Raw genomic sequence first — 23680 nt, forward strand, 5'->3', positions numbered from 1 at the left:
CGCCGCGTGCGTGTCCCTGCCGCGGCGTAGTCTGGAGACCCCCGGCCGCTCGGCGTGCCGGGTCGTTCGTGTTGCCCTGGCGGGCCCTCGTCGCCCGGGGGCAGCTCCAGCCACGGGACGAAGAAGAGACCCCAGATGAGCCTGACCGGACTGCTCGATGTCGTCGCGCGGGACGCGGCGCTCGCCGAGGCGATCGAGGCGGCCACCGCCACCGGAGCCGCGGCCGGCGGACGCCGCCACCTGGACCTGGTCGGACCGCCCGCCGCCCGGCCGTTCGCCATCGCCGCACTGGCCCGGGCGCTCGCCGGGCAGGCCGCCGGGGACCGGGGCCGTCCGGTGCTCGCCGTCACCGCCACCGGCCGGGAGGCCGAGGACCTGGCCGCCTCGCTGCGTTCGCTGCTGCCCGCCGACGCGGTCGCCGAGTTCCCCGCCTGGGAGACGCTGCCGCACGAGCGGCTGTCGCCCCGCTCGGACACCGTGGGCCGCCGGCTGGCCGTGCTGCGCCGCATCGTCCACCCGCGGGCGGACGACCCGGCGGCCGGGCCGGTGCAGGTGATCGTCGCCCCGGTCCGCTCGGTCCTGCAGCCGCAGGTCAAGGGCCTGGCCGAGCTGGAGCCGGTGGCCGTCCGGCGGGGGGAGTCGCACGACCTGGAGGAGGTGGCCCGCCGGCTCGCCGCAGCCGCCTACGCCCGGGTCGAACTGGTCGAGAAGCGCGGTGAGTTCGCCGTCCGCGGCGGCATCCTGGACGTCTTCCCGCCGACCGAGGAACACCCCCTGCGGGTGGAGTTCTGGGGCGACGAGGTCGAGGAGATCCGGTACTTCAAGGTCGCCGACCAGCGCTCGCTGGAGATCGCCGAGCACGGCCTGTGGGCGCCGCCCTGCCGTGAGCTGCTGCTCACCGACGAGGTGCGGGCGCGGGCCGCCGAGCTGTCCGCCGAGCACCCCGGACTGGCCGAGATCCTGGACAAGATCGCCGAGGGCATCGCGGTCGAGGGCATGGAGTCGCTGGCGCCGGTGCTGGTGGACGACATGGAGCTGCTGGTCGACGTGCTGCCGCTCGGCTCGGTCGCGGTGGTCTGCGACCCCGAGCGGGTCCGCACCCGGGCCGCCGACCTGGTGGCGACCAGCCAGGAGTTCCTGCACGCCTCCTGGGTCGCGGCCGCGGCCGGCGGGGACCGGCCGATCGACCTGGAGGCGATCGACGTCTCCGCCGCCTCGCTGCGCTCGCTCGCCGAGGTGCGCGAGCACGCCGCCGAGATCGGGCTGCCCTGGTGGTCCGTCAGCCCGTTCGCGACCAGCGAGTCGGCCGTCGACGGCATCCTGGAGTTCGACGCCAACACGCTGACCCTCGGCATGCACGCCGTCGAGGCCTACCGGGGCGACACCGCGCGGGCGATCGCCGACGCCAAGGAGCGACTGGCCTCCGACTGGCGGGTCGTCATGGTGACCGAGGGGCACGGGCCCGCCTCCCGCCTCGCCGAGGTGCTGGGCAACGAGGGCATCCCGGCCCGGCTGGTCGCCGACCTCGCCGAGGCGCCCACCCGGGACGTCGTCCACGTGTCCTGCGGCTCGATCGAACACGGCTTCGTGGACGAGGAGCTGAAGCTCACCGTCATCACCGAGACCGACCTGTCCGGCCAGAAGTCCTCCACCAAGGACATGCGCCGGATGCCCTCGCGCCGCCGCAACGCGATCGACCCGCTGGCGCTCGCCGCCGGCGACTACGTCGTCCACGAGGCGCACGGCGTCGGCAAGTACGTCGAGATGGTGCAGCGCACCGTCCAGGGCGCCACCCGCGAGTACCTGGTGCTGGAGTACGCCCCGGCCAAGCGCGGCCACCCCGGCGACCGGTTGTTCGTGCCGACCGACCAGCTCGACCAGGTCACCAAGTACGTAGGCGGCGAGGCCCCGACGCTGCACCGGCTCGGCGGCGCGGACTGGGCGAAGACCAAGCAGCGGGCCAAGAAGGCGGTCAAGGAGATCGCCGCCGACCTGATCAAGCTGTACTCGGCGCGGATGGCCGCCCCCGGCCACACCTTCGGCCCGGACACCCCGTGGCAGCGGGAGCTGGAGGACGCGTTCCCGTACGCGGAGACCCCGGACCAGCTGACCACCATCGCCGAGGTCAAGTCCGACATGGAGAAGTCCGTCCCGATGGACCGGCTGATCTGCGGCGACGTCGGCTACGGCAAGACCGAGATCGCCGTGCGGGCCGCGTTCAAGGCGGTCCAGGACGGCAAGCAGGTGGCGGTGCTGGTGCCGACCACGCTGCTGGTGCAGCAGCACTTCTCGACCTTCGCCGAGCGGTACGCCAACTTCCCGGTGACGGTGAAGGCGCTGTCCCGCTTCCAGACCGACAGCGAGGCCAAGGCCGTGCTGGAGGGGCTGTTCGAGGGCTCGGTGGACGTCGTCATCGGCACCCACCGGCTGTTCTCCTCCGAGACCAGGTTCAAGGACCTCGGCCTGGTCATCGTCGACGAGGAGCAGCGCTTCGGCGTCGAGCACAAGGAGCAGCTGAAGAAGCTGCGGGCCAACGTGGACGTGCTCACCATGTCCGCGACCCCGATCCCGCGCACCCTGGAGATGGCGGTCACCGGCATCCGCGAGATGTCCACCATCACCACCCCGCCGGAGGAGCGGCACCCGGTGCTGACCTTCGTCGGGCCGTACGACGAGAAGCAGATCTCGGCCGCGATCCGGCGTGAACTCCTGCGCGAGGGCCAGGTGTTCTACATCCACAACCGGGTGGAGTCGATCGACAAGGCGGCCGCCCGGCTGAAGGACCTGGTGCCCGAGGCGCGGATCGCCACCGCGCACGGACAGATGGGGGAGACCGCGCTGGAGAAGGTCGTCGTCGACTTCTGGGAGAAGGAGTTCGACGTCCTGGTGTCGACCACGATCGTGGAGTCCGGCATCGACATCTCCAACGCCAACACCCTGATCGTCGAGCGCGGCGACACCTTCGGCCTCTCCCAGCTGCACCAGCTGCGCGGCCGGGTGGGGCGCGGTCGCGAGCGCGGCTACGCGTACATGCTGTACCCGCCGGAGAAGCCGCTCACCGAGACCGCGCACGAGCGCCTGGCCACCATCGCCCAGCACACCGAGATGGGCGCCGGCATGTACGTCGCGATGAAGGACCTGGAGATCCGCGGCGCCGGGAACCTGCTCGGCGGCGAGCAGTCCGGGCACATCGCGGGCGTCGGCTTCGACCTCTACATGCGGATGGTCGGGGAGGCGGTGGCCGAGTTCCGCGAGTCGCTGGCGAGTGGCGGCGAGCCGGAGGAGGAGCCGCTGGAGGTGAAGATCGAGCTGCCGGTCGACGCGCACGTGCCGCACGACTACGCGCCCGGCGAGCGGCTGCGGCTGCAGGCGTACCGCTCGATCGCGGCGGTCAACTCCGAGGACGACATCAAGCAGGTCCGGGACGAACTCGTGGACCGCTACGGCAAGCTGCCCGAGCCGGTGGAGAACCTGCTGCTGGTCGCGGCGCTGCGGCTGTACGCCCGGCGGTGCGGCATCTCGGACATCACCCTGCAGGGCTCCAACGTCCGCTTCGGGCCGGTGGAGCTGCGGGAGTCCCAGCAGCTGCGGCTGAACCGGCTCTACCCGCGCAGCCAGGTCAAGGCGGCGGCCCAGCAGCTCCTGGTGCCCCGGCCGAGCACCGGGCGGATCGGCGGCAAGCCGCTGGTCGGCCGGGAACTGCTGGGCTGGTGCCGGGAGTTCCTGTCGGCCATGTTCGACGATCTGGCGGGGGCGAAGAAGTAGCACCGCCCCCAGGGGTGTCCACGGCGGTCTCGGGCTTCGGCCCGGGGCCGCCGTTGCGCGTTCTGCGGCCCCGACGGCTGTGCGGCTCCGACGGCTGTGCGGCTCCGACGGCTGTGAACAGGGCCGTCAGCCGAGCTTCCACTGGCCGGTCTGCGGGGCGAAGCCGCTGTCCAGGCCGAACTGGGCCTTGTCGAGCTTGGCGTCCTTCGGCACCTCGAAGGTGACGAAGCCGAGGGCGCTCTCACCGGGGGCGATGTTCGCGGGGACCTGGAAGCTCGGGCCGGCCTTGGTGTCCGCGATCGTCGTGCCGAAGGCCTGGCCCTGGGCGTCCACCACCTTGGCGCTGTTGCCCGGCGCGTCGCTGTAGGCCTTCTTGCCGCTCGCCTTGATCCGGAACTGGATCGCCACGAAGCGCTTGCCGTCGGCCGGGTGGGTGAACTCGTCCGCCCCCTCGGCGTTGTCGACCACCTTCACCAGCGTCACGTCGGCGGTGTCGGCCGGGTCGTTGCCCTTGAGCGCGATGGTGTCGCCGACCTTGGCGGGGGCCTTGGCGGTGTCGGCCGGCTTGCTCTCGGCCGGCTTCGCGACGTCGGTGCCGGCGGCGGGGGCGGCTGCGGTCTGCTTCGCCTCGGTCGAGACGGAGGAGCCGCCGGTGGAGTTGCACGCCGTCGCGGAGAGCGTCACCAGTGCGGCGCCCAGCAGCAGAGCGGCGGCGCGGCGGGTGGTGGAGCGGCGGACGGCGGTGCGGCGGGCGGTCGTGGACATGGGTGTCTCCCGGTGATCGGTGGTCTTCCCCGTGTCGCCCCCGGTCGGTGGCGACGGAGAAATCCCACCACTCGGCTGTGAACCCTGTCAACGATGATTCGCGAAAGACCTCTGTTCACATGTGAACTCTGATCGTGAGGCGCATCGCTATGCTGTGTGGTCACAGAGCCCCGCTGTGTGGCCACAGCCCCCACCGAAGGAGGCCCCCGTGCCGGACCGCCCCGAAGTCACCGCCGTCGAGATCGCCCGGCTGGCCGGCGTCGGCCGGGCCGCGGTCAGCAACTGGCGGAGGCGCCACCCCGACTTCCCCCGCCCGGTCGGCGGCACCGACGCCAGCCCGACCTTCGCGCTCGCCGACGTGGACTCCTGGCTGCGAGCCCAGGGCAAGATCGCCGAACTCCCGCTGCTGGAGCAGGTGTGGCAGCTCGTCGACACCCTCCGCGACCCGGCCGGCCACCCCGCCGCCCCGCTGGTCGAGGCGGGCGCACTGCTCCTGCTGCTGCACCGGGCGCCCGCGCGCTGGGTCGAGCTCGCCGACCAGCCCGACACCCGGCTCGCCCTCGCGCTGCCCCGGGCTGTGGCCGACACCTCCGTTCACACCTTCGGCCCGGCGGGCGCCCGCCTCCTGGGCCTCCCCGGCCTGCTCGGCAGCACCCAACTGGACCTCGCCCGACGGCTCGCCGCGCTCGCCGCCGACGCCGGCCCGGCCGGCGCGTACGAGCAGCTGCTCACCCGTCACGCCGAAGCCAACACCCGGCAGCTCAGCCCCACCCCGCCGGAGGCCGCCGAACTGCTCGCCGCCGTCGCCGGCGTCCCCGCCACCGTGCTCGACCCGGCCGTCGGCCTCGGCGCCGTCCTGCTCGCACACCCGCCGACCACCGCCCGCTACGGCCAGGACGCCGACCCGGTCGCCGCGGCCCTCACCCGGCTCCGGCTCGCCCTGCACACCCCCGGCGACGAACCCGGCCCGCTCCCGCTGGAACTGCGCACCGGCGACGCCCTGCGGGCCGACGGCTACCCCGGCGACACCTTCGAGGCCGTGCTCTGCCAGCCCCCGTACAACGAACGCGACTGGGGCCACGACGAGTTGCAGTTCGACGCCCGCTGGCCCGGCGGGCTCGTGCCGCCGCGCGGCGAGTCCGAACTCGCCTGGGTGCTGCACTGCCTCGCCCACACCCGCCCCGGCGGTCTGGCCGCGCTCCTGCTGCCGCCGACCGTCGCCACCCGCCGCTCCGGCCGCCGCGTCCGCGCCGAACTGCTCCGCTCCGGCGCGCTGCGCGCCGTCATCGCGCTGCCCGCCGGCGCCGCCCCGCCGTACGGCGTCCCGCTGCACCTGTGGGTGCTGCGCGCGCCCCGGCCGGGGGACGACTTCCGCCAGGTGCTGCTGCTCGACGCCGGGGCGGCGCACTCCACCAAGGCGGCGCTCGCCGGCGGGGCCGCGGCGGCGCCCGCCGCCGAGGGCGGGCGGGACAAGGTCGACTGGCCCGAGCTGCGCCGCACCGTCCTGGGCGCCTGGCGCAGCTTCGACCTGGCAGCCCGTGAGGGCCTGCCGGTCCCGGCCGACCGCCCCGGCGTCCACCGGGCCGTGGCCGCCATCGACCTGCTCGACGACGAGACCGACCTCTCCCCGGCCCGGCACGTCCCGCCCGCCGCCCCGCTCGGCGGCGCGGCCGAACTCTCCCACGTCGCCGGCCGGTTGGCCGAGCTCCTGGCCGGCCTGGCCGACCCGGTCGCGCTGCTGCCGCAGCCGGGTGGGCAAGCGGGCGTCGTGGCGGGGGTCGCTCCGGCCTTCGTGGCGGGGGCCGAATCCGGCGCCGGGTCCGTCGGCGTGGTCACCGTCGGCGAACTGGTCCGCAGCGGTGCGTTGGAGGTGTACTCCTCCGGGACCGGGACCGGGACCGGCACCGGCACCGGCACCGGCACCGGCTCGGCGGGGGCGGGCACGGGCCGTACGGGAGCGGCCGGTGAGGCAGCGGGCGGCACCCTGGTCGTCACCGATCAGGACCTCGCCACCGGCGCCGCGCCCAGCGCCGTCCTCGCCACCGGAACCGGCCCCGCCGGGGACGTCCGCACCCGGCCCGGCGACGTCCTCGTCCCCGCCCTCGGCGGCGGCACCGCCCGCGTCGTCCCCGCCGAGGGCCCGCTGGTCGGCGCCGCCCTCGGACGTCAACTCCACCTGCTGCGGCCCGACCCGGGCGCCCTCGACCCCGAGTTCCTGGCCGGCCACTTCCGTTCCACCGCCGGCACCCGGCGCGCCGCCAGCCACGCCACCACCACCGCCCGCCTCGACATCCGCCGGGTCGAGCTGCCCCGCCTCCCGCTCCCCGCCCAGCGGCGGCTCGGCGCCGCCTTCGCCGGCCTCGCCGCCTTCGACACCGCTCTCGCCCAGGCCGCCGCCCTCGGACGCACCCTGGTCCAGGGCGCGACGGACGCACTGGCGACGGGCACCCTGGCGCCGCCGACCGACTGAGGTGACGCAGGCTCAGCGGCGTTCCGCCGTCGGCCGGGTGGCGGCCCAGTAGCGGGGCGGTACCGGCGCGATACCGATGCGGCACCGAGCGGACGGAAGGCCTCCGGGCCGACCGGGCCGGACGGTACGGTGTGCTGGACCGTTCGCACCGCCACCGGTCCTCACCAGCTCAGGAGCGCGCATGTCAGGGCAGTACCCGGGGCAGTTCGGACCGCCGCCCGGCGGCACGCCGTACGGGCCGGGCATGCCGTACGGGCCGGGCATGCCGTACGGGCCGGGCGCGGCTCCGGTGACGGGCGCGGTTCCGCCGGCGGGCGCGGGGCCGGGTGCCGGCCGCGCTCCGGTGCCCGGCCGATTCGGGACGCCCGTGCGGGTCGCGTGCGCGCTGGCCCCGCTGCTGACGGTCGGCCTGCTCGGCGTCGTCCCCTCGCTGGTGCTGGCGGTCCGGCGCAGACGGGCGTACGACATCGTCGGCGCCGTGGTGTTCTGCGCGCTGCTGCTGACCCTGATGGTCTCCGCCGGAATCGCCGGCAGCCTCCAGGACCCGACCGCCGACACCACCGGCCAGATCACCCTGGTCGTGCTGTGGCTGGCGCCCACGGCGCACTTCCTGCTGATGGACCGCCGCGCGGTGTGGGAGTCCGGCCGGCCCGCGCCGCAGGCGGCAGCACCGTACGCGGCACCGTACGCGGCACCGGCCGCTGCGCCCTACCCCGCGCCGTACGGCTCGCCGCCCGCCCCGCCGTACGCGGCGACCGTGCCCGGGTACGGCGCACCCGCGCCGGCCGCCGCTCCCGCACCGGCCGCTCCCACCGCGCCCCCGGCTCCCTCCGCGCCCGCCACCCCGGCCCCCGGGACCGCCCACGACCTGCGCGAGCTCGGCGAGTTGCTGCGCCGGCAGGCCCGCAAGGACCAGCCGTGACCACCACCCGGCTGATCGCCGACCGCTACCGGCTCACCGAGAAGATCGGCCACGGCGGCATGGGCCAGGTCTGGGCCGGCCGGGACGAACGCCTGCACCGCGCGGTCGCGGTCAAGCTGCTCCGCCCCGAGCACCTGCTCCCCGGCGGCACCGGCCGTACCGGCGGCGAACGCGGCAGCCACGGAGACGAGTTGCGCCGCCGGTTCCTGCGCGAGTGCCGGGTCACGGCGGCGCTCGACCACCCCGGACTGGTCACCGTCTTCGACGCGGGCGAGGACGAGGGCGAGCTCTACCTCGTCATGCAGCGCATCCCGGGCGTCAGCCTGGCCGACCTCATCGCCGAGGACGCGCCCTTCCCCATCGAGCGCGCCGTGGCCGTCGCCGCCCAGCTCTGCACCGCGCTGGCCGCCGTCCACGCCATCCCGGTGGTCCACCGCGACCTCAAGCCCAGCAACGTCATGGTCCGCGAGGACGGCCGCACCGTCCTGCTCGACCTCGGCATCGCCACCGCCCTCGACACCGAGGCCACCCGCCTCACCCTCACCGGCGTGCCCGTCGGCAGCCCCTCCTACATGGCCCCCGAACAGGCCCTCGCCGCCACCACCGACCCGCGCAGCGACCTCTACGCCTTGGGCTGCCTGCTGCACGAGATGCTCGCCGGCGAGGAGCCGTTCCGGGCGCCCACCGCGCTCGGCGTCCTGCGCCGACATGTCGACGAACCGCCCGTCCCGCTGCGGGAGTTGCGCCCGGACGTGCCGCACGGACTGGAGCGGCTGGTCCTCGACCTCCTCGCCAAACGGCCCGCCGACCGCCCCGCCGACGCCCAGACGGTGTACGGGCGGCTGCTCCCGCTGCTGCCCCCGGCCACGGGCACCCCGCAGCCCCGCTACACGCCGCTGCCCGACCCCGTACGGCCGTACCGGTTCCCGCACCAACCGCAACCCGCCGCCGTCGCCCCGGAGCCGCCGGTCCGCCCGGAACCGAGCCCGTTCCTGCGTACGCCCGTCCCGTCCGTTCCGCCCGTCCTGTCCGCACCGTCCGTACCGGCGGCTCCGGTGGTTCCGCCTGCTCCCGCCACTCCGCCGCCGTCGCTCCCCGACCTGGGTGCCCAGTGCGCCCGTCTCTCCGACCTCGTCGACGCCGGCCGTCACACCGAGGTCCTCGACCTCGCCGCCGGCCTGCTGCCCCGCGCCGAGGCCGAACTCGGTGACGCCGCACCCCTGGTCCGCACCATCCGCACCATCTACGCCCGCACCCTCCTCCACGAGGGCCATTCCCGGCAGGCCCTCCCCGAGTACCGCCGCCTGGCCGCCACCGCCGACGGCGGCCCGCACGGCCCCCAAGGCCTCGACCACCGCTACCGCGCCGCGATCTGCCTCGAACACCTCGGCCACGGCGCCGAAGCCCTCGCCGAGTACCAGGCCCTCCTCACCGCCCACACCGCCCGCCTCGAATCCGGCCTCGACACCGACCCCGAGCGGACCTACGACCTGCGCGAACGCATCGGCCTCCACCTCGCGGCCACCGGCGACCCACAGAACGCCTGGCAGTGGCTGCTCCCCCTCCTCCTCGACCGCGAACGCCGCGACGGCCCCCACCACCCCGCCGTCCGCCGCCTCCGCCAATCCCTCTCCACCCTCAACCCCCACCCCACCCCCTGGTCCCCACCCACAGGCCGGTCATAAAACGCCGACGGGGCGGTTCCCCCTCCACCCTCACCCCGTGGTCTGCGACCGCAACCGGGGCATCCCTTGGCCTGCGACCGAGGCCGGGAGTGGGAAGTCGGCGGGACCGACTTCCTGTGGCGCCCCTATGGGGCTCGGAGTCTTGGCCCTCGCGGCCTCGCGGACCGCTCACCTCTCCACCCCCACCTCATCCCCTGGTGCCCGATCGCGGGCTGGGAGTGGGAAGTCGGTGGGACCGACTTCCGGTGGGCTCCTATGGGGTTCGGCATCCTGGCCTTATCGCAGCCCCTGCCGATCGCGCTCACCTATCGACCCCCACCTCACCCCGTGGCCCTCGCGGGCGGGGCATAGGAGGTCGGTGGGGTGATTCTTCTCCGCCCTCAACCCTCACCCCACTCCTGGCCCGCGACCGCGGGCCAGGAGTGGGAAGTCGGCGGGGCCGACTTCCTATGGGCCTCTTCCCTGCTCTCCTGCCGCCTGGCGTCGCTGATCGGAAGTGGGAAGTCGGCTGGGCCGATCTCTGATGCGGTGCGGGGACTTCGTCGTCCGGCTCGTGCGCTGCCTCCGCCGATCCCGCTCCACGTCGCCGGCTGGCCGGAGGGGGAAGTCGGCGGGGCCGACTTCTGGCGCTGGGGCCTCTCGCTGCGGGCAGCTTCGACCGTCCCGCGTTCAAGACCGCTGGGGGCTGCGTGGGGGATGAGGCCAGCTCCGGCGGACGCAGCGTGCGCAGGAAGTCGGCGGGGCCGACTTCTCGTGCGAGGGTGGTCGGTGCCCGCACCCCGCCGGGCACCTCTCGTCCACGAGCGGATCGTGTCCACCGGGGTCGTCCGGACTCCACGCCTTGCCAACCCCGAGCCCGCCTTGTGGCCGGCGGTCTCGGTTCCGACCGGTGGGTGCCGCGTCCCGTAGGGCGCTGCCTGCGCCGCTCCGGCGGTACGCCTGGGTGTGGGAGTCCGGTGGGCTGGGTTCCGTTGTCGGGCTGCGCGGGGCCGCCTCGGGGTGTCGTTGCCATGGAGGGGGGAGCACAGGGGCCCGGCTCCGCCGTTCGACCGTCGGGCTGGTCGACTCCGGTGGGCGGGGTGTGTCGCCCCGCGCCTACCCGGGTCGCCGGGAGGGGTGGGGTGGGTGGGGCGAGGGCCGCAGGTGGCCGCGGTGGGCGGGTAGGTTCGGGGTGTGACGACGAATGTTCCCGGTGCCAAGTTGATTCTGCTGACCACGACCCACCGGGTGGCCCCCGGGTTGCTGGCGTGGCCGGCGTGGGAGGCGTTGCGGGCGGCGGGGCGGGTGCTGGTGGCGGACGAGGGGCATCCGCAGGTGGCGGCGGTCCGGCAGGCCGGGGTCGCGGTGGAGGTGGTGGCGCCCGGTTCGGCGCCCGCGTTGGCGCGGTTGTTGACCGAGCAGCCCGCCGGGGCCGGGGCGACGGTGTGGCTGGGCAGTCCGGACGGGGATCCGGGGCTGACGGACGCGCTCGCGCGGCTCGCGGTGGAGCGGGCCGGTGAGGTGCCGGAGATCGAGGTGCTGCCGGGTTCGTACGACCTGCCGGGGGCGCGGCTGCTGGACCTGGTGACGGTGATGGACCGGCTCCGCTCGCCGGGCGGCTGTCCGTGGGACGCCGAGCAGACGCACGAGAGCCTGGTGAAGTACCTGGTCGAGGAGGCGTACGAGCTGGTCGAGGCGATCGAGGAGGGGGACCGCGACACGCTGCGCGAGGAGCTGGGGGACGTCCTGCTCCAGGTGTTCTTCCACTCCCGGATCGCCGAGGAGCACCCGACCGGGGCCTTCTCGATCGACGACGTGGCGGGGGACATCGTCGAGAAGCTGATGTACCGGCACCCGCACGTGTTCGGGGACGTCGAGGCCGGGGGCGCCGCCGAGGTGGAGGCGAACTGGGAGCAGCTGAAGGCCGCGGAGAAGGCGGACCGCGAGTCGGTGCTGGACGGCGTGCCGGCCGGGCTGCCCTCGCTGGCGTACGCGGCGAAGCTGGTGTCGCGGGTGCGCCGGTCGGGCTTCTCCGGGGTGCCGGACGAGCCGTACGAGTTGCCGGCCGAGCTGACCGCGGGGTCGGCGGGCCGGCTGCTGCTCGCGGTGGCGCAGCGGGCGCACGACGCCGGGGTGGACGTGGACGCGGCGCTGCGCTCGGCCGCGCGCGGTTACCGGGACGCGGTGCGCGCGGCCGAGGGCCTCAAGCCGGACGGGGAGTAGGCGCTCAGGCCGCCGTGGCGGTGCTCTCCACCGGGCGCCGCTGCGGCGGGACGAGTTCGCCGATGGCTTCGCCGACGAGGACGACGAGTTCGGCGAGGCGTTCCAGGTCGAGGTGGTCGGGCAGTTCGGCGAGGGAGACGATCCGCTCGCCGTCCGGGCCGGCGACGGCGAACAGGTCGATCGGCCCGAGGTGCTTCTCCGCGGTGTCGACGAGGGCGGCGACGTCGCTGGGGCGGCGGATGTCGCCGGAGACGCCGACGACGGGGCAGCCCGGCCGGTCGAGTTCGGCGGCGAGGTCCTCGGCGATGCCGACGTGCTGGTCGGCGATCAGCATTCCGGCGGCGCCGGCCGCGGAGAACCGGCGGGCGAGGTCGGCGCCCGACCCGCCGTCGAGTACCGCGATGACGACGACTGACCCGCTGACCCGCATGGTCTGCTCCTCCCTGTGGGCGACACCGCACCGGCGCCCACGCGTACTGCGGAGGATCGTAGGCACGACCTGACCCTCCGCAACAGGGATTACCCCTCAGGTGACCAGGCTCACGCCCGCCGTCCGGCCAAGAGCTGTCCAAGAGCTGTCCACGGACCGTCCACGGGTCGTCCACGGAGTGTTGGGGCGCCCGTCGTACGCCGTTGTCACGGGGGTCGCGAGCCGTCGGCGGAGGGGGGAGCGCACCCAGCGGATACGGTCGACCCATGCCAGCTCAGCCCGACCCCGCCCGGCCCGCAGCCACCGCGTCCGACGCCACCCCGCCCGCAGATCCCGCCCGGCCCGCAGCGACCCCGTCGGACGCCGCCGCTCCGCAGCCCGAGGCCACCGCTCCGCAGCCCGACGCCGCCGCTCCGCAGCCCGAGGGCGAGGTTCCGCAGCCCGAGGCCACCGCGCCGCAGCCCGAGGCCGCCGCTCCGCAGCTGTTCACCTGGGAGTTCGCCGCCGATCCGTACCCCGCCTACGCCTGGCTGCGCGAGCACGCCCCGGTGCACCGCACCAAGCTGCCGAGCGGTGTCGAGGCCTGGCTGGTGACCAGGTACGCGGACGCCCGGCAGGCGCTCGCGGACGCCCGGCTGTCGAAGAACCCGGCGCACCACAGCGAGCAGGCGCACCGCACCGGCCGGGTGGGCATTCCGGGGGAGCGGCAGGCGGACCTGATGACGCACCTGCTGAACATCGACCCGCCGGACCACACCCGGCTGCGCCGCCTGGTGTCGAAGGCGTTCACCCCGCGCCGGGTGGCCGAGTTCGAGCCGCGGGTGCAGCAGCTCACCGACCGGCTGATCGACGGCTTCGCGCAGCGCGGCTCGGCGGACCTGATCCACGAGTTCGCCTTCCCGCTCCCCATCTACGCGATCTGCGACATGCTGGGCGTGCCGGCCGAGGACCAGGACGACTTCCGCGACTGGGCCGGGATGATGATCCGGCACGGCGGCGGCCAACGCGGCGGCGTGGGGCGGGCGGTGAAGCGGATGCGGGCGTACCTGCTGGAGCTGATCCACCGCAAGCGGGCGGACCTCGGGGACGACCTGATCTCGGGCCTGATCCGCGCGAGCGACCACGGTGAGCACCTGACCGAGAACGAGGCCGCGGCGATGGCCTTCATCCTCCTCTTCGCGGGTTTCGAGACGACCGTGAACCTGATCGGCAACGGGACGTACGCGCTGCTGCGCAACCCGGGCCAGCGCCGGCTGCTGCAGGAGTCGGTGGCGCGCGGGGAGAGCGCGCTGCTGGAGACGGGCATCGAGGAACTCCTGCGCTACGACGGGCCGGTGGAGCTGGCGACCTGGCGGTTCGCGACGCGTCCGGTGACCATCGGCGGGGTGGACATCCCGGTCGGCGATCCGGTGCTGGTGGTGCTGGCCGCCGCGGACCGCGATCCGGCCCGGTTCGCGGACGAGAACACCCTGGACCTGGCCCGGACGGACAATCCGCACCTGGGGTTCGGGCACGGCATCCACTACTGCATCGGTGCTCCGCTGGCCCGTTTGGAGGGGCGTGCCGCACTGGCCACGCTGCTTTCCCGGCTGCCCGATCTGCAGCTCGCGGAAAGCCCGGAGAATCTGCGCTGGCGGGGCGGTCTGATCATGCGTGGCCTGCGGGAACTCCCGGTCGAATTCACTCCGGAGAGCCGCTCCCCGCATACGCCGCCGCACGCTCCTTCCGCGCCCCCGGCGAACTGACGCGAGGTGGCGGAACGCCGGGCGGCGTGCTGACGGAACGTCGCCCGGCGGGCTTCCGGCGGGGTGTGAAAACCCATCAATGCCGACATAGTGGCGCCGTTGGTAGGCGATCGGACACGTGCCGTAATTTCTGTGTGATATCCGGGATATGAGCTTGTGATCGGTCTGAAGATCTGTCTACTCTCCCTGGAGTTCGCAGCTGCGGACCTCGTGCGCGGAACGCCGAATCCTGCCCGCCGCGTCACGGGAAACCGACCAGAACCCTGGGCAGGGGCGGGGGAACCAGGTTTGTTGCCGTCCCCACGGCTTGGGGTGAAGCCGCCCGAGCGGAATCGTTTCCGCTTACGGCGGCCGGGCCACCTCCCGGTCCGAACCCGACAGCTCACCTCGCAGGCGTGCGGAGAGGGACCTCTTCATGCTGTTCGTTGGAACCGGCCGTCACCGTCGTCGCACCCAGACCGAGAAGGCCATCGCCGTCGCCGGTGTGGCCGGCGTCGGACTCGCGATGCCGCTCCTCACCGCCACCGGCGCCTCCGCCGCCCCGGTCTCCACCTGGGACGCCGTCGCCCAGTGCGAGAGCGGCGGCAACTGGAGCATCAACACCGGCAACGGCTACTACGGCGGCCTGCAGTTCACCTCCAGCACCTGGAAGGCGTACGGCGGCACCTCGTACGCGGCGCAGGCCAACCAGGCCAGCAAGGCGCAGCAGATCTCGATCGCCGAGAAGGTGCTCGCCTCGCAGGGCCCCGGCGCCTGGCCGGTCTGCTCCGTCAAGGCCGGCCTGACCAAGGGCGGTGCCCCGGCGTCCGTCGACACCTCCTCGGACTCCAAGCCGCAGTCGGCCCCGCAGCAGCAGACGCCCAAGCGGCAGGCCCAGAAGCCGGCCGAGAAGCCGGTCCAGAAGCCCGCCGAGAAGCCGGCCGCGAAGCCCGTCCAGAAGCAGGCCCCGAAGCACGCCGCCCCCGTGCAGGCCGAGAAGCCCGTCGACCAGTCGGCGCAGCAGTACGTCCCCAAGCACGCGGCCCCGCGCCCCGCGCAGCCGGCCCCGGCCGCGCAGACCGGCCACGACTACACCGTCCACGCCGGTGACACGCTGTCGACCATCGCCGCCACCCAGGGCGTGTCCGGCGGCTGGCACGCGCTGTACGAGCAGAACCGCTCCACCGTCGGCGGCGACCCGGACCTGATCCTGCCCGGCCAGGTGCTGCACCTCGGCTGAGCCGACGTGTCCCTGGCGGCACCCGCGACACGCGTGACGGGGGGTCGGTCCGGCCGGCCCCCTTCGTCCGCATTCGCCCGCTCCGGTGGGACAAGCTGGGACAAGCAGGTGAACTACCGGTGGGTAGCGGGGCCACACGCTGAGACGGGACCGAGGCCGACGTGGCCTGGAGAGCCCGGGCGGTTAGGCTCTGGTCCGTAACGACTCCGCAATCGTCCCGCCGACAGCGCCACCGTCAGTGGGACCCTGCTTCCGCAAGGAGATGCCTCGTGCCGTCCATCGATGTCGTCGTAGCCCGTGAGATCCTCGACTCCCGCGGCAACCCCACGGTCGAGGTCGAGGTCGGCCTCGACGACGGCAGCACGGGTCGTGCCGCTGTCCCGTCGGGTGCCTCGACCGGTGCCTTCGAGGCCCTGGAGCTGCGCGACGGCGACAAGAACCGCTACTTCGGCAAGGGCGTGGAGAAGGCCGTCCTCGCCGTCATCGAGCAGATCGGCCCGGAGCTGGTCGGCTACGACGCCACCGAGCAGCGCCTGATCGACCAGGCCATGCTGGACCTGGACGCCACCCCGGACAAGTCCTCGCTCGGCGCCAACGCCATCCTGGGCGTCTCGCTGGCCGTCGCGCACGCCGCCTCCGAGGCCAGCGACCTGCCGCTGTTCCGCTACCTGGGCGGCCCGAACGCGCACGTCCTGCCGGTCCCGATGATGAACATCCTCAACGGCGGCTCGCACGCGGACTCCAACGTCGACATCCAGGAGTTCATGATCGCCCCGATCGGCGCGGAGTCCTTCTCCGAGGCCGTCCGCTGGGGCGTCGAGGTCTACCACACCCTCAAGGGCGTGCTGAAGGAGCGCGGGCTGTCCACCGGCCTGGGCGACGAGGGCGGCTTCGCGCCGAACCTGGACAGCAACCGCGAGGCCCTGGACCTGATCACCGAGGCCATCCAGAAGGCGGGCTACGTGCCCGGCCGTGACGTCGCGCTGGCCCTGGACGTCGCCGCCTCCGAGTTCTACCAGGACGGCGCCTACCAGTTCGAGGGCAAGGCCCTCTCGGCCGCCGAGCTCATCGAGTACTACGCCGAGCTGGTCGCCGCCTACCCGCTGGTCTCCATCGAGGACCCGCTGGACGAGTCGGACTGGGACGGCTGGAAGGCCATGACCGTCAAGCTGGGCGACAAGGTCCAGCTGGTCGGCGACGACCTGTTCGTCACCAACCCGGCCCGCCTGGGCAAGGGCATCGAGACCGGCACCGCCAACGCGCTGCTGGTGAAGGTGAACCAGATCGGCTCGCTGACCGAGACCCTGGACGCCGTCGAGCTGGCCCAGCGCAACGGGTACCGCTGCATGATGTCGCACCGCTCCGGCGAGACCGAGGACGTCACCATCGCCGACCTGGCCGTCGCCACCAACTGCGGCCAGATCAAGACCGGTGCCCCGGCCCGCTCCGAGCGCGTCGCCAAGTACAACCAGCTGCTGCGCATCGAGGAGATCCTCGACGACGCCGCCGAGTACGCCGGCCGCGGCGCCTTCCCGCGCTTCAAGCACGAGGGCTGAGACCGCGAGGTCACGAGGGCCGAGCGCTCCCGGTAGCGCAAGCCTGACCGGTGCCCCGCCGTTCACCCCGTAGGGTGGACGGCGGGGCACCGTCGCGACCAGGAGGGGATACGGGAGATGGCAGGCTGGAGGATCCCGGGCTTGGCGGCCCGGCCTCGGTTCACGAGCCGGGCGACCGTCCTCGTCCTGGTGCTGTGCTCGCTGGTGGCGATCCTCGCCTACCCGACGCGGCAGTTCATCTCCCAGCGCGCCGAGATCTCCGCCCAGCGGGCGAAGGCCGACCAGGTGCGCCGGCAGGTCGAGCAGCTGCGCCGGGACCGGGCCCGCTGGCAGGACCCGGAGTACGTCAAGGCGCAGGCGCGCGCCCGGCTGCACTACGCGGTGCCGGGGGAGACCCCGTACATCGCGGTGGATCCGGCCGGCCAGGCCTCCGCCAAGCCCTCCTCGTCCGCCGCCGGCGCCCCCGCCGCCGGGGTGGCCGCCGGTCAGGCGACGGCCGCCAAGCCCTGGTACACCAGCATCTGGGACTCGGTCGACGCCGCCGACACCGCCGCGCCGGCCCCCGGCACCCCCCTTTCGCTCCCACCGTCCCCCGTTGGAGACACCTCCCCCCATGACCACTGAGAACCACCCCGCCGTCTCCGACGCCGACGTCGCGGCCATCGCCGCCCAGCTCGGCCGGGTGCCGCGCGGCCTGCGCGGCGTGGCCCACCGCTGCCCGTGCGGCAACCCGGACGTCGTGGAGACGGCTCCCCGCCTGCCCGACGGCACGCCGTTCCCGACGCTCTACTACCTGACCTGCCCCAAGGCCGCCTCGCTGATCGGCACCCTGGAGGCGGAAGGCGTCATGAAGGACCAGACGGCCCGGCTCGCCGAGGACCCGGAGCTGGCCGCCGCCTACCAGGAGGCGCACGAGGACTACATCGCCCGGCGCGACGCCATCGAGGTGCTGGAGGGCTTCCCGAGCGCCGGCGGCATGCCGGACCGGGTGAAGTGCCTGCACGTGCTGGTCGGCCACTCGCTGGCGGCCGGCGAGGGCGTCAACCCGCTCGGCGACGAGGCGATCGGCATGCTGGAGGATTGGTGGGCGAAGGGCCCGTGCGTCTCCCCGGCCGAGGTCCAGGCGGCCGGTGAGCGGGTCGCCCGCAACCGCGCCAAGGACCAGGACCACGACGCCGTGATCGCCGCCAAGCAGCAGAAGACCGCCGAGCGCGCCGCCAAGAAGCGTGCCGCGCAGGAGCCGGCCGAGGACGCGGCGCAGGACGCGGCGGCCCCGGGCGGGTCGGCCGGGGACACCGGCGGGCAGCAGGAGTCGCAGTGACCATGACCCGAGTCGCCGCGATCGACTGCGGCACCAACTCGATCCGGCTGCTGGTCGCCGACCTGGACCCGGAGACCGGGGAGATCACCGACCTCGACCGCCGGATGATCGTCAACCGGCTGGGCCAGGGCGTGGACCAGACCGGCCGGCTGCACCCGGACGCGCTGGCCCGCACCTTCGCGGCCTGCCGGGAGTACCAGGAGATCATCTCCGGTTTCGGGGTCGGCCCGGAGCGGGTGCGCTTCGTCGCCACCAGCGCCTCCCGGGACGCCGAGAACAGCGACGAGTACGTCAAGGGCGTGCGCGACGTCCTGGGCGTCGAGCCCGAGGTGGTGAGCGGCGAGGAGGAGGCGCGACTGTCCTTCCTGGGCGCCACCAAGGAGCTGACCGGAGGTCAGTTCCCCGCCCCCTACCTGGTGTTCGACCTCGGCGGCGGCTCGACCGAGTTCGTGCTCGGCGCGGAGGACGTGCAGGCGGCGCGCTCGGTGGACATCGGCTGCGTGCGGCTCACCGAGCGGCACTTCGGCGGCGCCGAGCTGCCCTCCGCGGAGCAGGTCGCCGAGGCCCGGGCGCACGTGCGGGCCGAGCTGGACAAGGCCGAGGAGGTCGTCCCGCTGACCGGCGCGGCCACCCTGGTGGGCCTGGCCGGGACGGTCACCACGGTGTCCGCGATCGCCCAGGGCCTGCCGGACTACGACTCCGCCGCGATCCACCACTCGCGGATCGGCCGGGAGCGGGTCGCCGAGATCGCCCGCGAGCTGCTGGCCGCGACTCACGCCGAGCGCGCGGCCATCCCGTCGATGCACCCGGGCCGGGTGGACGTGATCGCGGCCGGCGCGCTGGAGCTGCTGGAGATCATGGAGCGCACCGGCGCCGCCGAGGTGGTCGTGAGCGAGCACGACATCCTGGACGGGATCGCCTGGGGTATCGCCTCCTGACCCCCGGCAGGGCTTACCCGACCGGCCCCGGCACCCCTTTCGGAGGGCCGGGGCCGGGACGCGCCCGGGCCCGTGCGAAAAGGTTCGTGAATTTCTTCACATGACGATCAGGCCATTCGTCGCACCGGCTCGCCCGCTACGTCCGAATTGTGGGACCGAAGGCCTCCCGGTAGTGACGACCCTTGGATCGCAGGTCAGGGCTCGTTCGGGGTTTGAATATCAAAACCACGCGCGGGAACCCGGGCCCTGTACGGATCGTTGCTGCTCAGCAGGGTGGTGCTCCGGCGCATGTTCACGAGGGGGCGTGAAGGGCCGTGAGGTTGCGCGCCCGTGCCGGTTTTGTGGCCGCGCAGTGTAGCACGGGGGGTCCATGAGCTTGTGACCGGGCTCACGAAGGCTGCTCCGGACGGTGCTGGATACTTTCGGATATGAGCACCACGGAGCGTCCTCGCATCCTCATTGTCGGCGGTGGTTACGTCGGCCTGTATGCCGCGATGCGCATCCTCAAGAAGATGCGCTACGGCGAAGCGACCGTCACGGTCGTGGACCCGCGGTCGTACATGACGTACCTGCCCTTCCTCCCCGAGGCGGCCGGCGGCAACGTCGCGCCCCGCAACCTCGTCGCGCCGCTGCGCAGCGCCCTCAAGCAGGCGGAGGTGCTGACCGGGTCCGTCACCGGCATCGACCACGCCCGCAAGGTCGCCACCGTCCAGCCCGCGGCCGGCGACAGCTACGAGCTGCCCTTCGAGTACCTGGTCGTCGCGACCGGCTCGGTCTCCCGCACCTTCCCGATCCCGGGTCTGGCGGAGAACGGCATCGGCATGAAGACGGTCGAGGAGGCCATCGGCCTCCGCAACCACGTCATGGCCCAGCTCGACAAGGCCGAGTCCACCACGGACGAGGAGGTCCGCCGCAAGGCCCTGACCTTCGTCGTCATCGGCGGTGGCTTCGCCGGCATCGAGACGATCGCCGAGATCGAGGACATGGCGCGCGACGCGTCCAAGCTGTACCGGACCGTCAGCCGCGACGACATGCGCTTCGTCGTGGTCGAGGCCGCCAACCGCATCCTCCCCGAGATGGGCCCGGACCTCGGTCTGTGGACCAAGGAGAAGCTCGAAGAGCGCAACATCGAGGTCTACATCGAGACCTCGATGGACTCCTGCGTCGACGGCCACGTCATGCTGAAGAACGGCATGGAGATGGACGCCTCCACCATCGTGTGGACGGCCGGCGTGAAGCCGAACCCGGTGCTGTCCGAGTTCGGTCTGCCGCTGGGCCCGCGCGGCCACGTCGACACCGCGCCGACCCTCCAGGTCCAGGGCTTCGACTACGTCTGGGCCGCCGGCGACAACGCCCAGGTCCCGGACCTCGCCGCCGGCGAGGGCGCCTGGTGCCCGCCGAACGCGCAGCACGCCTGCCGTCAGGCCGTCGTCCTCGGCGACAACGTGATCTCCGGCATGCGCGGCTTCCCGCAGGCGGAGTACAAGCACAAGAACCTCGGTGCGGTCGCCGGTCTCGGCCTGCACAAGGGCGTCGCGATCCTCTTCGGCAAGTACAAGCTGAAGGGCCGTCCGGCCTGGTGGTTCCACCGCCTGTACCACGGCGCGATGGTGCCGACCTTCAACCGCAAGGTCCGCGTCTTCACCGACTGGACCCTCGCGATGTTCCTGAAGCGCGAGATGGTCGGCCTCTCCCAGATGGAGAAGCCGCAGCTTCCGATCCAGGAGGTCACCCCGCCCACCAAGCCCGTCGAGGCCGCCAAGCCGGCCGCCGACAAGGAACTCGCGAGCAAGTAAGCGACTGAGACCCCGGTGTGGGAGCACCGGGGTATGAGTCGGAGGCCCTCCGCCCGGCAGCGTTGCCGGACCACGACCTCCGTGGTGCTCAGCCGGCCCTGTGACCGGGCGGAGTACAGCAGTAGGAGAGCCCCTGCCGGGATCGGCAGGGGCTCTCCGCGCGTCCCGGGTCAGTCGGTCTTGATGCTCGACAGGATGTCCAGCCCGGCCGCCCGGCGGGCCGGCCAGATCGCGGCCACCAGGCCCACCACTCCGGCGAGCGCCAGGAACAGCGCCAGCTGGCCGTACGGCAGGACGGTGGTCAGCCCGGCCAGGCTGGACTTCAGGGTGCCGTTGATCGCCCAGGCGATGAAGCACCCGAGGGCCAGGCCGATGCCGGCGCCGAACAGCGAGATCACCACGGACTCCAGACGGACCATCCGCTTGATGCCCCGGCGGTCCAGGCCGATCGCCCGCAGCATCCCGATCTCGCGCTTGCGCTCGAAGACCGACATCGCCAGCGTGTTGATCACGCCCAGGATCGCGATCAGGACCGCCATGCCCAGCAGGCCGTACATCAGGTTCAGCGCGAAGGTGATGGTCTGGCTGAAGCCGTCGCGGACGTCCTGCTTGGACTTCACCTCGATCACCGGGTTGGCGCCGGTGGCGTCCTTGAGCGACTGCTTGAGCGTGTCGGTGGCGCCGTCCTTGCCCTTGACGAGGACGTCGGAGACGTACGGCTTCGGGTCGTGCTTGGCGATCTCGCTGTTGGCCAGCAGGGCCGGGCCGAGCATGCCGCCCGTCCTGTACACGCCGCCGACGGTGAGCTGCCCCTTGGTGTCGTCCGGGTAGGAGACGGTCATGGTCGAGCCGGTGGTGACGTTGAACTTCTTGGCGACGTCCTCGTCCACCAGCAGCTGGCCCTTGCCGAGCGCGGCGGCGGACCCGCTGGTCAGGTCGATGTCGACCAGCTGGTCGAAGGTCGCCGTGTCCAGACCGGAGATCGACTTGCCGGTGCCGTCGAGCTCCCAGTACGCCGTGGTCATCGGCGAGGAGGCCGCCACCCCGGGGGCCTTGGCGATCTGCGCGGGCACCTGCTCGGAGAGGTTCATGCCGTTGGCGGTCGAGACGATGTAGTCGGCCTTCATCGAGCTGGTGACGGCCCGGTCCACCACGTCCGACACCGAGGCGCCGATCACGGTGAGGCCGCTGACCAGGGTCAGGCCGATGGTGAGCGCCGCGGCCGTCGCCGCCGTCCGGCGCGGGTTGCGCACCGCGTTCTGCTGGGCCAGCTTGCCGGGCGTCCCGCCGAGGCCGCGCAGCAGCGGGCCGAGCAGGGCCACCACCGGGCGGGAGAGCAGCGGCAGCAGGACGAACACGCCGATCAGGGCCAGGAACGCGCCCAGGCCGACCGGGACCCGGCCGTCGGTGCTGCCGGTGGAGGCGCCGTAGCCGATCAGGGCCAGGCCGCCGGCGGCGAGCAGCGAGCCGATGGTGTTGCGGACCACCAGGCTCTTCTGGGAGGCCGGCTGGTCGCCGCTGCTCATCGCGGCCACCGGGGCGATCCGGGCGGCGCGCAGGGCCGGCAGCAGCGCGGACAGCACCGTCACCACGACGCCGACCACGAGGGTCACCGCGACGGTGACCGGCTTGATCACCAGGGCGCCGCTCGGCATGTTCTCGTTCAGACCGACGATCAGGGACTGCATCCCCGCGCCGATCCCGACGCCCGCGGCCAGACCGGCCAGCGCCGAGACGGTGCCGATCACCAGGGCCTCGACCAGCACCGAGCGGGTGACCTGCTTGCGGCTGGCGCCGATGGCCCGCAGCAGCGCGAGCTCCTTGGTGCGCTGGGCGACCAGCATGGTGAAGGTGTTGGCGATGATGAAGATGCCGACGAAGAGCGAGATGCCGGCGAACACCAGCAGCATCGTGCGCATGTTGTCGGTGCCCTTGGTGATCATGCTCTGCTCGTCGGCCTTGAGCTTGGCGCCGGTCTCGACGTCGAACTGGCTGCCGGACGGCACCTTGGGCTGCACCTGGGCGAGCAGCGCGTCCTCGGTGGTGCCGGGCTTGGCGGTGAGCACGACGCCGCTGTAGCGGCCGGGCTCCAGCAGCAGCTGCTGGGCGGTGGCCTTGTCGAACAGGGTGAGCGTGCCGCCGGTGTTCACCACCGGGTCGTCGGTGGTGAAGACGCCGGTGAGCTTCGCCTCGATCACGGGGCCGTTGGCGGCCACCCGCACCGTGTCGCCGACCTTGTAGCCCGCCTTGTCGGCGGTCTTGCGGTCGAGTGCGATCTCCTTGGCGTTCTTCGGGCCCTGGCCCTCGGCCATCGGGTAGCGCGGGTCCCGGCCGTCCTGGCCGGGGGCGAAGTTGGCGCCCTTGGCGGCCCAGAACTGGCCGATCAGGTTGCCCTTGTGGTCGGCCACGCCGGTGAAGCCGCTCACCACGCCGCGCGCGTTCGCGGTGCCCGGCAGGGCGGCCAGCTGCTGGAGGGTGGCGTCGGTGAGCGCGGCGGAGCCGCTCTCGCTCTTCTGCTTGGCGCTCGCGGCGGAGCCGGCCGCCTGGTCGACCACCTGGACCGAGACGTCCGAGTAGCTCTTGGAGTTGCTGTCCCGCATGGCCTTGCCGAAGGTGTCGGAGAAGACCATGGTGCCCGCCACGAAGGCGGTGCCGAGCATGACGGCCAGCGCCGTCATGAGCAGTCGGCCCTTGTGGGCCAGCACGTTGCGCAGTGCGGTGCGATACATGGGGTGTCCTGGGAAGGGTCGGTGGGCTGGCTGCGGGGCGGCGGGCCGTGAGGGGGTGTGCTCTAGCTGGTGCGGCCCTTGGCGTCGAAGCGGCGCATGCGGTCCAGGACGGTGTCGGCGGTGGGGTGGTGGAGTTC

Annotated in this window: 14 protein-coding genes, 1 pseudogene and 1 riboswitch; of the genes and pseudogenes, 12 read left to right on the forward strand and 3 right to left on the reverse strand. The window is 73.2% G+C overall.

Annotation, left to right across the window (positions count from 1 at the left end):
- Positions 1 to 135 precede the first annotated feature (135 nt).
- Positions 136 to 3765: a transcription-repair coupling factor gene (gene mfd / locus ABT048_RS37760; protein ID WP_350526149.1), complete on the forward strand. Its 3630-nt coding sequence runs from the start codon at positions 136 to 138 to the stop codon at positions 3763 to 3765.
- A gap of 126 nt (positions 3766 to 3891) precedes the next feature.
- Here the strand turns inward: mfd and ABT048_RS37765 are convergent, their stop codons facing one another.
- Positions 3892 to 4530: a DUF4352 domain-containing protein gene (locus ABT048_RS37765; protein ID WP_350526150.1), complete on the reverse strand. Its 639-nt coding sequence runs from the start codon at positions 4528 to 4530 to the stop codon at positions 3892 to 3894.
- A 208-nt stretch (positions 4531 to 4738) separates the two neighbouring features.
- Between ABT048_RS37765 and ABT048_RS37770 the strand changes: the two genes are divergently transcribed.
- The 4 genes from ABT048_RS37770 (at position 4739) to ABT048_RS37785 (ending at position 11809) form a co-directional block, all read left to right on the forward strand.
- On the forward strand, positions 4739 to 7000 hold the full coding sequence (locus tag ABT048_RS37770) for an N-6 DNA methylase (RefSeq protein ID WP_350526151.1): 2262 nt from the start codon (positions 4739 to 4741) through the stop codon (positions 6998 to 7000).
- A 181-nt stretch (positions 7001 to 7181) separates the two neighbouring features.
- Positions 7182 to 7922 carry a hypothetical protein gene (locus ABT048_RS37775; protein ID WP_350526152.1) on the forward strand — a complete coding sequence of 247 codons (741 nt, stop codon included), beginning with the start codon at positions 7182 to 7184 and terminating at the stop codon, positions 7920 to 7922.
- The gene (locus ABT048_RS37780) at positions 7919 to 9607 is read left to right on the forward strand and encodes a serine/threonine-protein kinase (RefSeq protein ID WP_350526153.1); all 1689 of its coding nucleotides are present in this window, start codon (positions 7919 to 7921) and stop codon (positions 9605 to 9607) included. Before ABT048_RS37775 ends, ABT048_RS37780 begins: the two co-directional genes overlap by 4 nt.
- Before the next feature lie 1173 nt (positions 9608 to 10780).
- Complete coding sequence (locus tag ABT048_RS37785; protein ID WP_350526154.1) at positions 10781 to 11809, forward strand: nucleoside triphosphate pyrophosphohydrolase; 1029 nt, start codon at positions 10781 to 10783, stop codon at positions 11807 to 11809.
- A gap of 4 nt (positions 11810 to 11813) precedes the next feature.
- On the opposite strand, the gene ABT048_RS37790 is transcribed toward ABT048_RS37785, so the two are convergent.
- The gene (locus ABT048_RS37790) at positions 11814 to 12239 is read right to left on the reverse strand and encodes an SDR family NAD(P)-dependent oxidoreductase (RefSeq protein ID WP_350526155.1); all 426 of its coding nucleotides are present in this window, start codon (positions 12237 to 12239) and stop codon (positions 11814 to 11816) included.
- Positions 12240 to 12505: 266 nt separating this feature from the next.
- Here ABT048_RS37790 and ABT048_RS37795 point away from each other — a divergent pair, with 266 nt between their 5' ends.
- The 7 genes and pseudogenes from ABT048_RS37795 (at position 12506) to ABT048_RS37825 (ending at position 20814) form a co-directional block, all read left to right on the forward strand.
- A complete protein-coding gene (locus tag ABT048_RS37795; RefSeq protein ID WP_350526156.1) occupies positions 12506 to 13984 on the forward strand; it encodes a cytochrome P450 family protein in 1479 nt (492 codons plus the stop codon).
- 243 nt (positions 13985 to 14227) lie between these two features.
- A riboswitch (cyclic di-AMP (ydaO/yuaA leader) is annotated at positions 14228 to 14394 on the forward strand.
- Between the two features lie 5 nt (positions 14395 to 14399).
- Positions 14400 to 15203 carry a transglycosylase family protein gene (locus ABT048_RS37800; RefSeq protein WP_350526157.1) on the forward strand — a complete coding sequence of 268 codons (804 nt, stop codon included), beginning with the start codon at positions 14400 to 14402 and terminating at the stop codon, positions 15201 to 15203.
- A gap of 269 nt (positions 15204 to 15472) precedes the next feature.
- Positions 15473 to 16759: a phosphopyruvate hydratase gene (gene eno / locus ABT048_RS37805; RefSeq protein ID WP_350526158.1), complete on the forward strand. Its 1287-nt coding sequence runs from the start codon at positions 15473 to 15475 to the stop codon at positions 16757 to 16759.
- 141 nt (positions 16760 to 16900) lie between these two features.
- On the forward strand, positions 16901 to 17383 hold the full coding sequence (locus tag ABT048_RS37810; RefSeq protein ID WP_350526159.1) for an FtsB family cell division protein: 483 nt from the start codon (positions 16901 to 16903) through the stop codon (positions 17381 to 17383).
- Positions 17355 to 17876, forward strand: a pseudogene (locus ABT048_RS37815) (DUF501 domain-containing protein); the annotation flags it as partial. The gene ABT048_RS37810 and the pseudogene ABT048_RS37815, both read left to right, overlap by 29 nt.
- Positions 17877 to 18082: 206 nt before the next feature.
- Positions 18083 to 19018, forward strand: coding sequence for a Ppx/GppA phosphatase family protein (locus ABT048_RS37820; protein ID WP_350526165.1), 936 nt, complete (start codon positions 18083 to 18085; stop codon positions 19016 to 19018).
- Positions 19019 to 19446: 428 nt separating this feature from the next.
- Positions 19447 to 20814 carry an NAD(P)/FAD-dependent oxidoreductase gene (locus ABT048_RS37825; protein ID WP_350526160.1) on the forward strand — a complete coding sequence of 456 codons (1368 nt, stop codon included), beginning with the start codon at positions 19447 to 19449 and terminating at the stop codon, positions 20812 to 20814.
- A 170-nt stretch (positions 20815 to 20984) separates the two neighbouring features.
- Here the strand turns inward: ABT048_RS37825 and ABT048_RS37830 are convergent, their stop codons facing one another.
- Positions 20985 to 23543: an ABC transporter permease gene (locus tag ABT048_RS37830; protein WP_350526161.1), complete on the reverse strand. Its 2559-nt coding sequence runs from the start codon at positions 23541 to 23543 to the stop codon at positions 20985 to 20987.
- Positions 23544 to 23680 lie beyond the last annotated feature (137 nt).

This window comes from Kitasatospora sp. NPDC096140, from assembly GCF_040303045.1.
Classification (GTDB): Bacteria; Actinomycetota; Actinomycetes; order Streptomycetales; family Streptomycetaceae; genus Kitasatospora.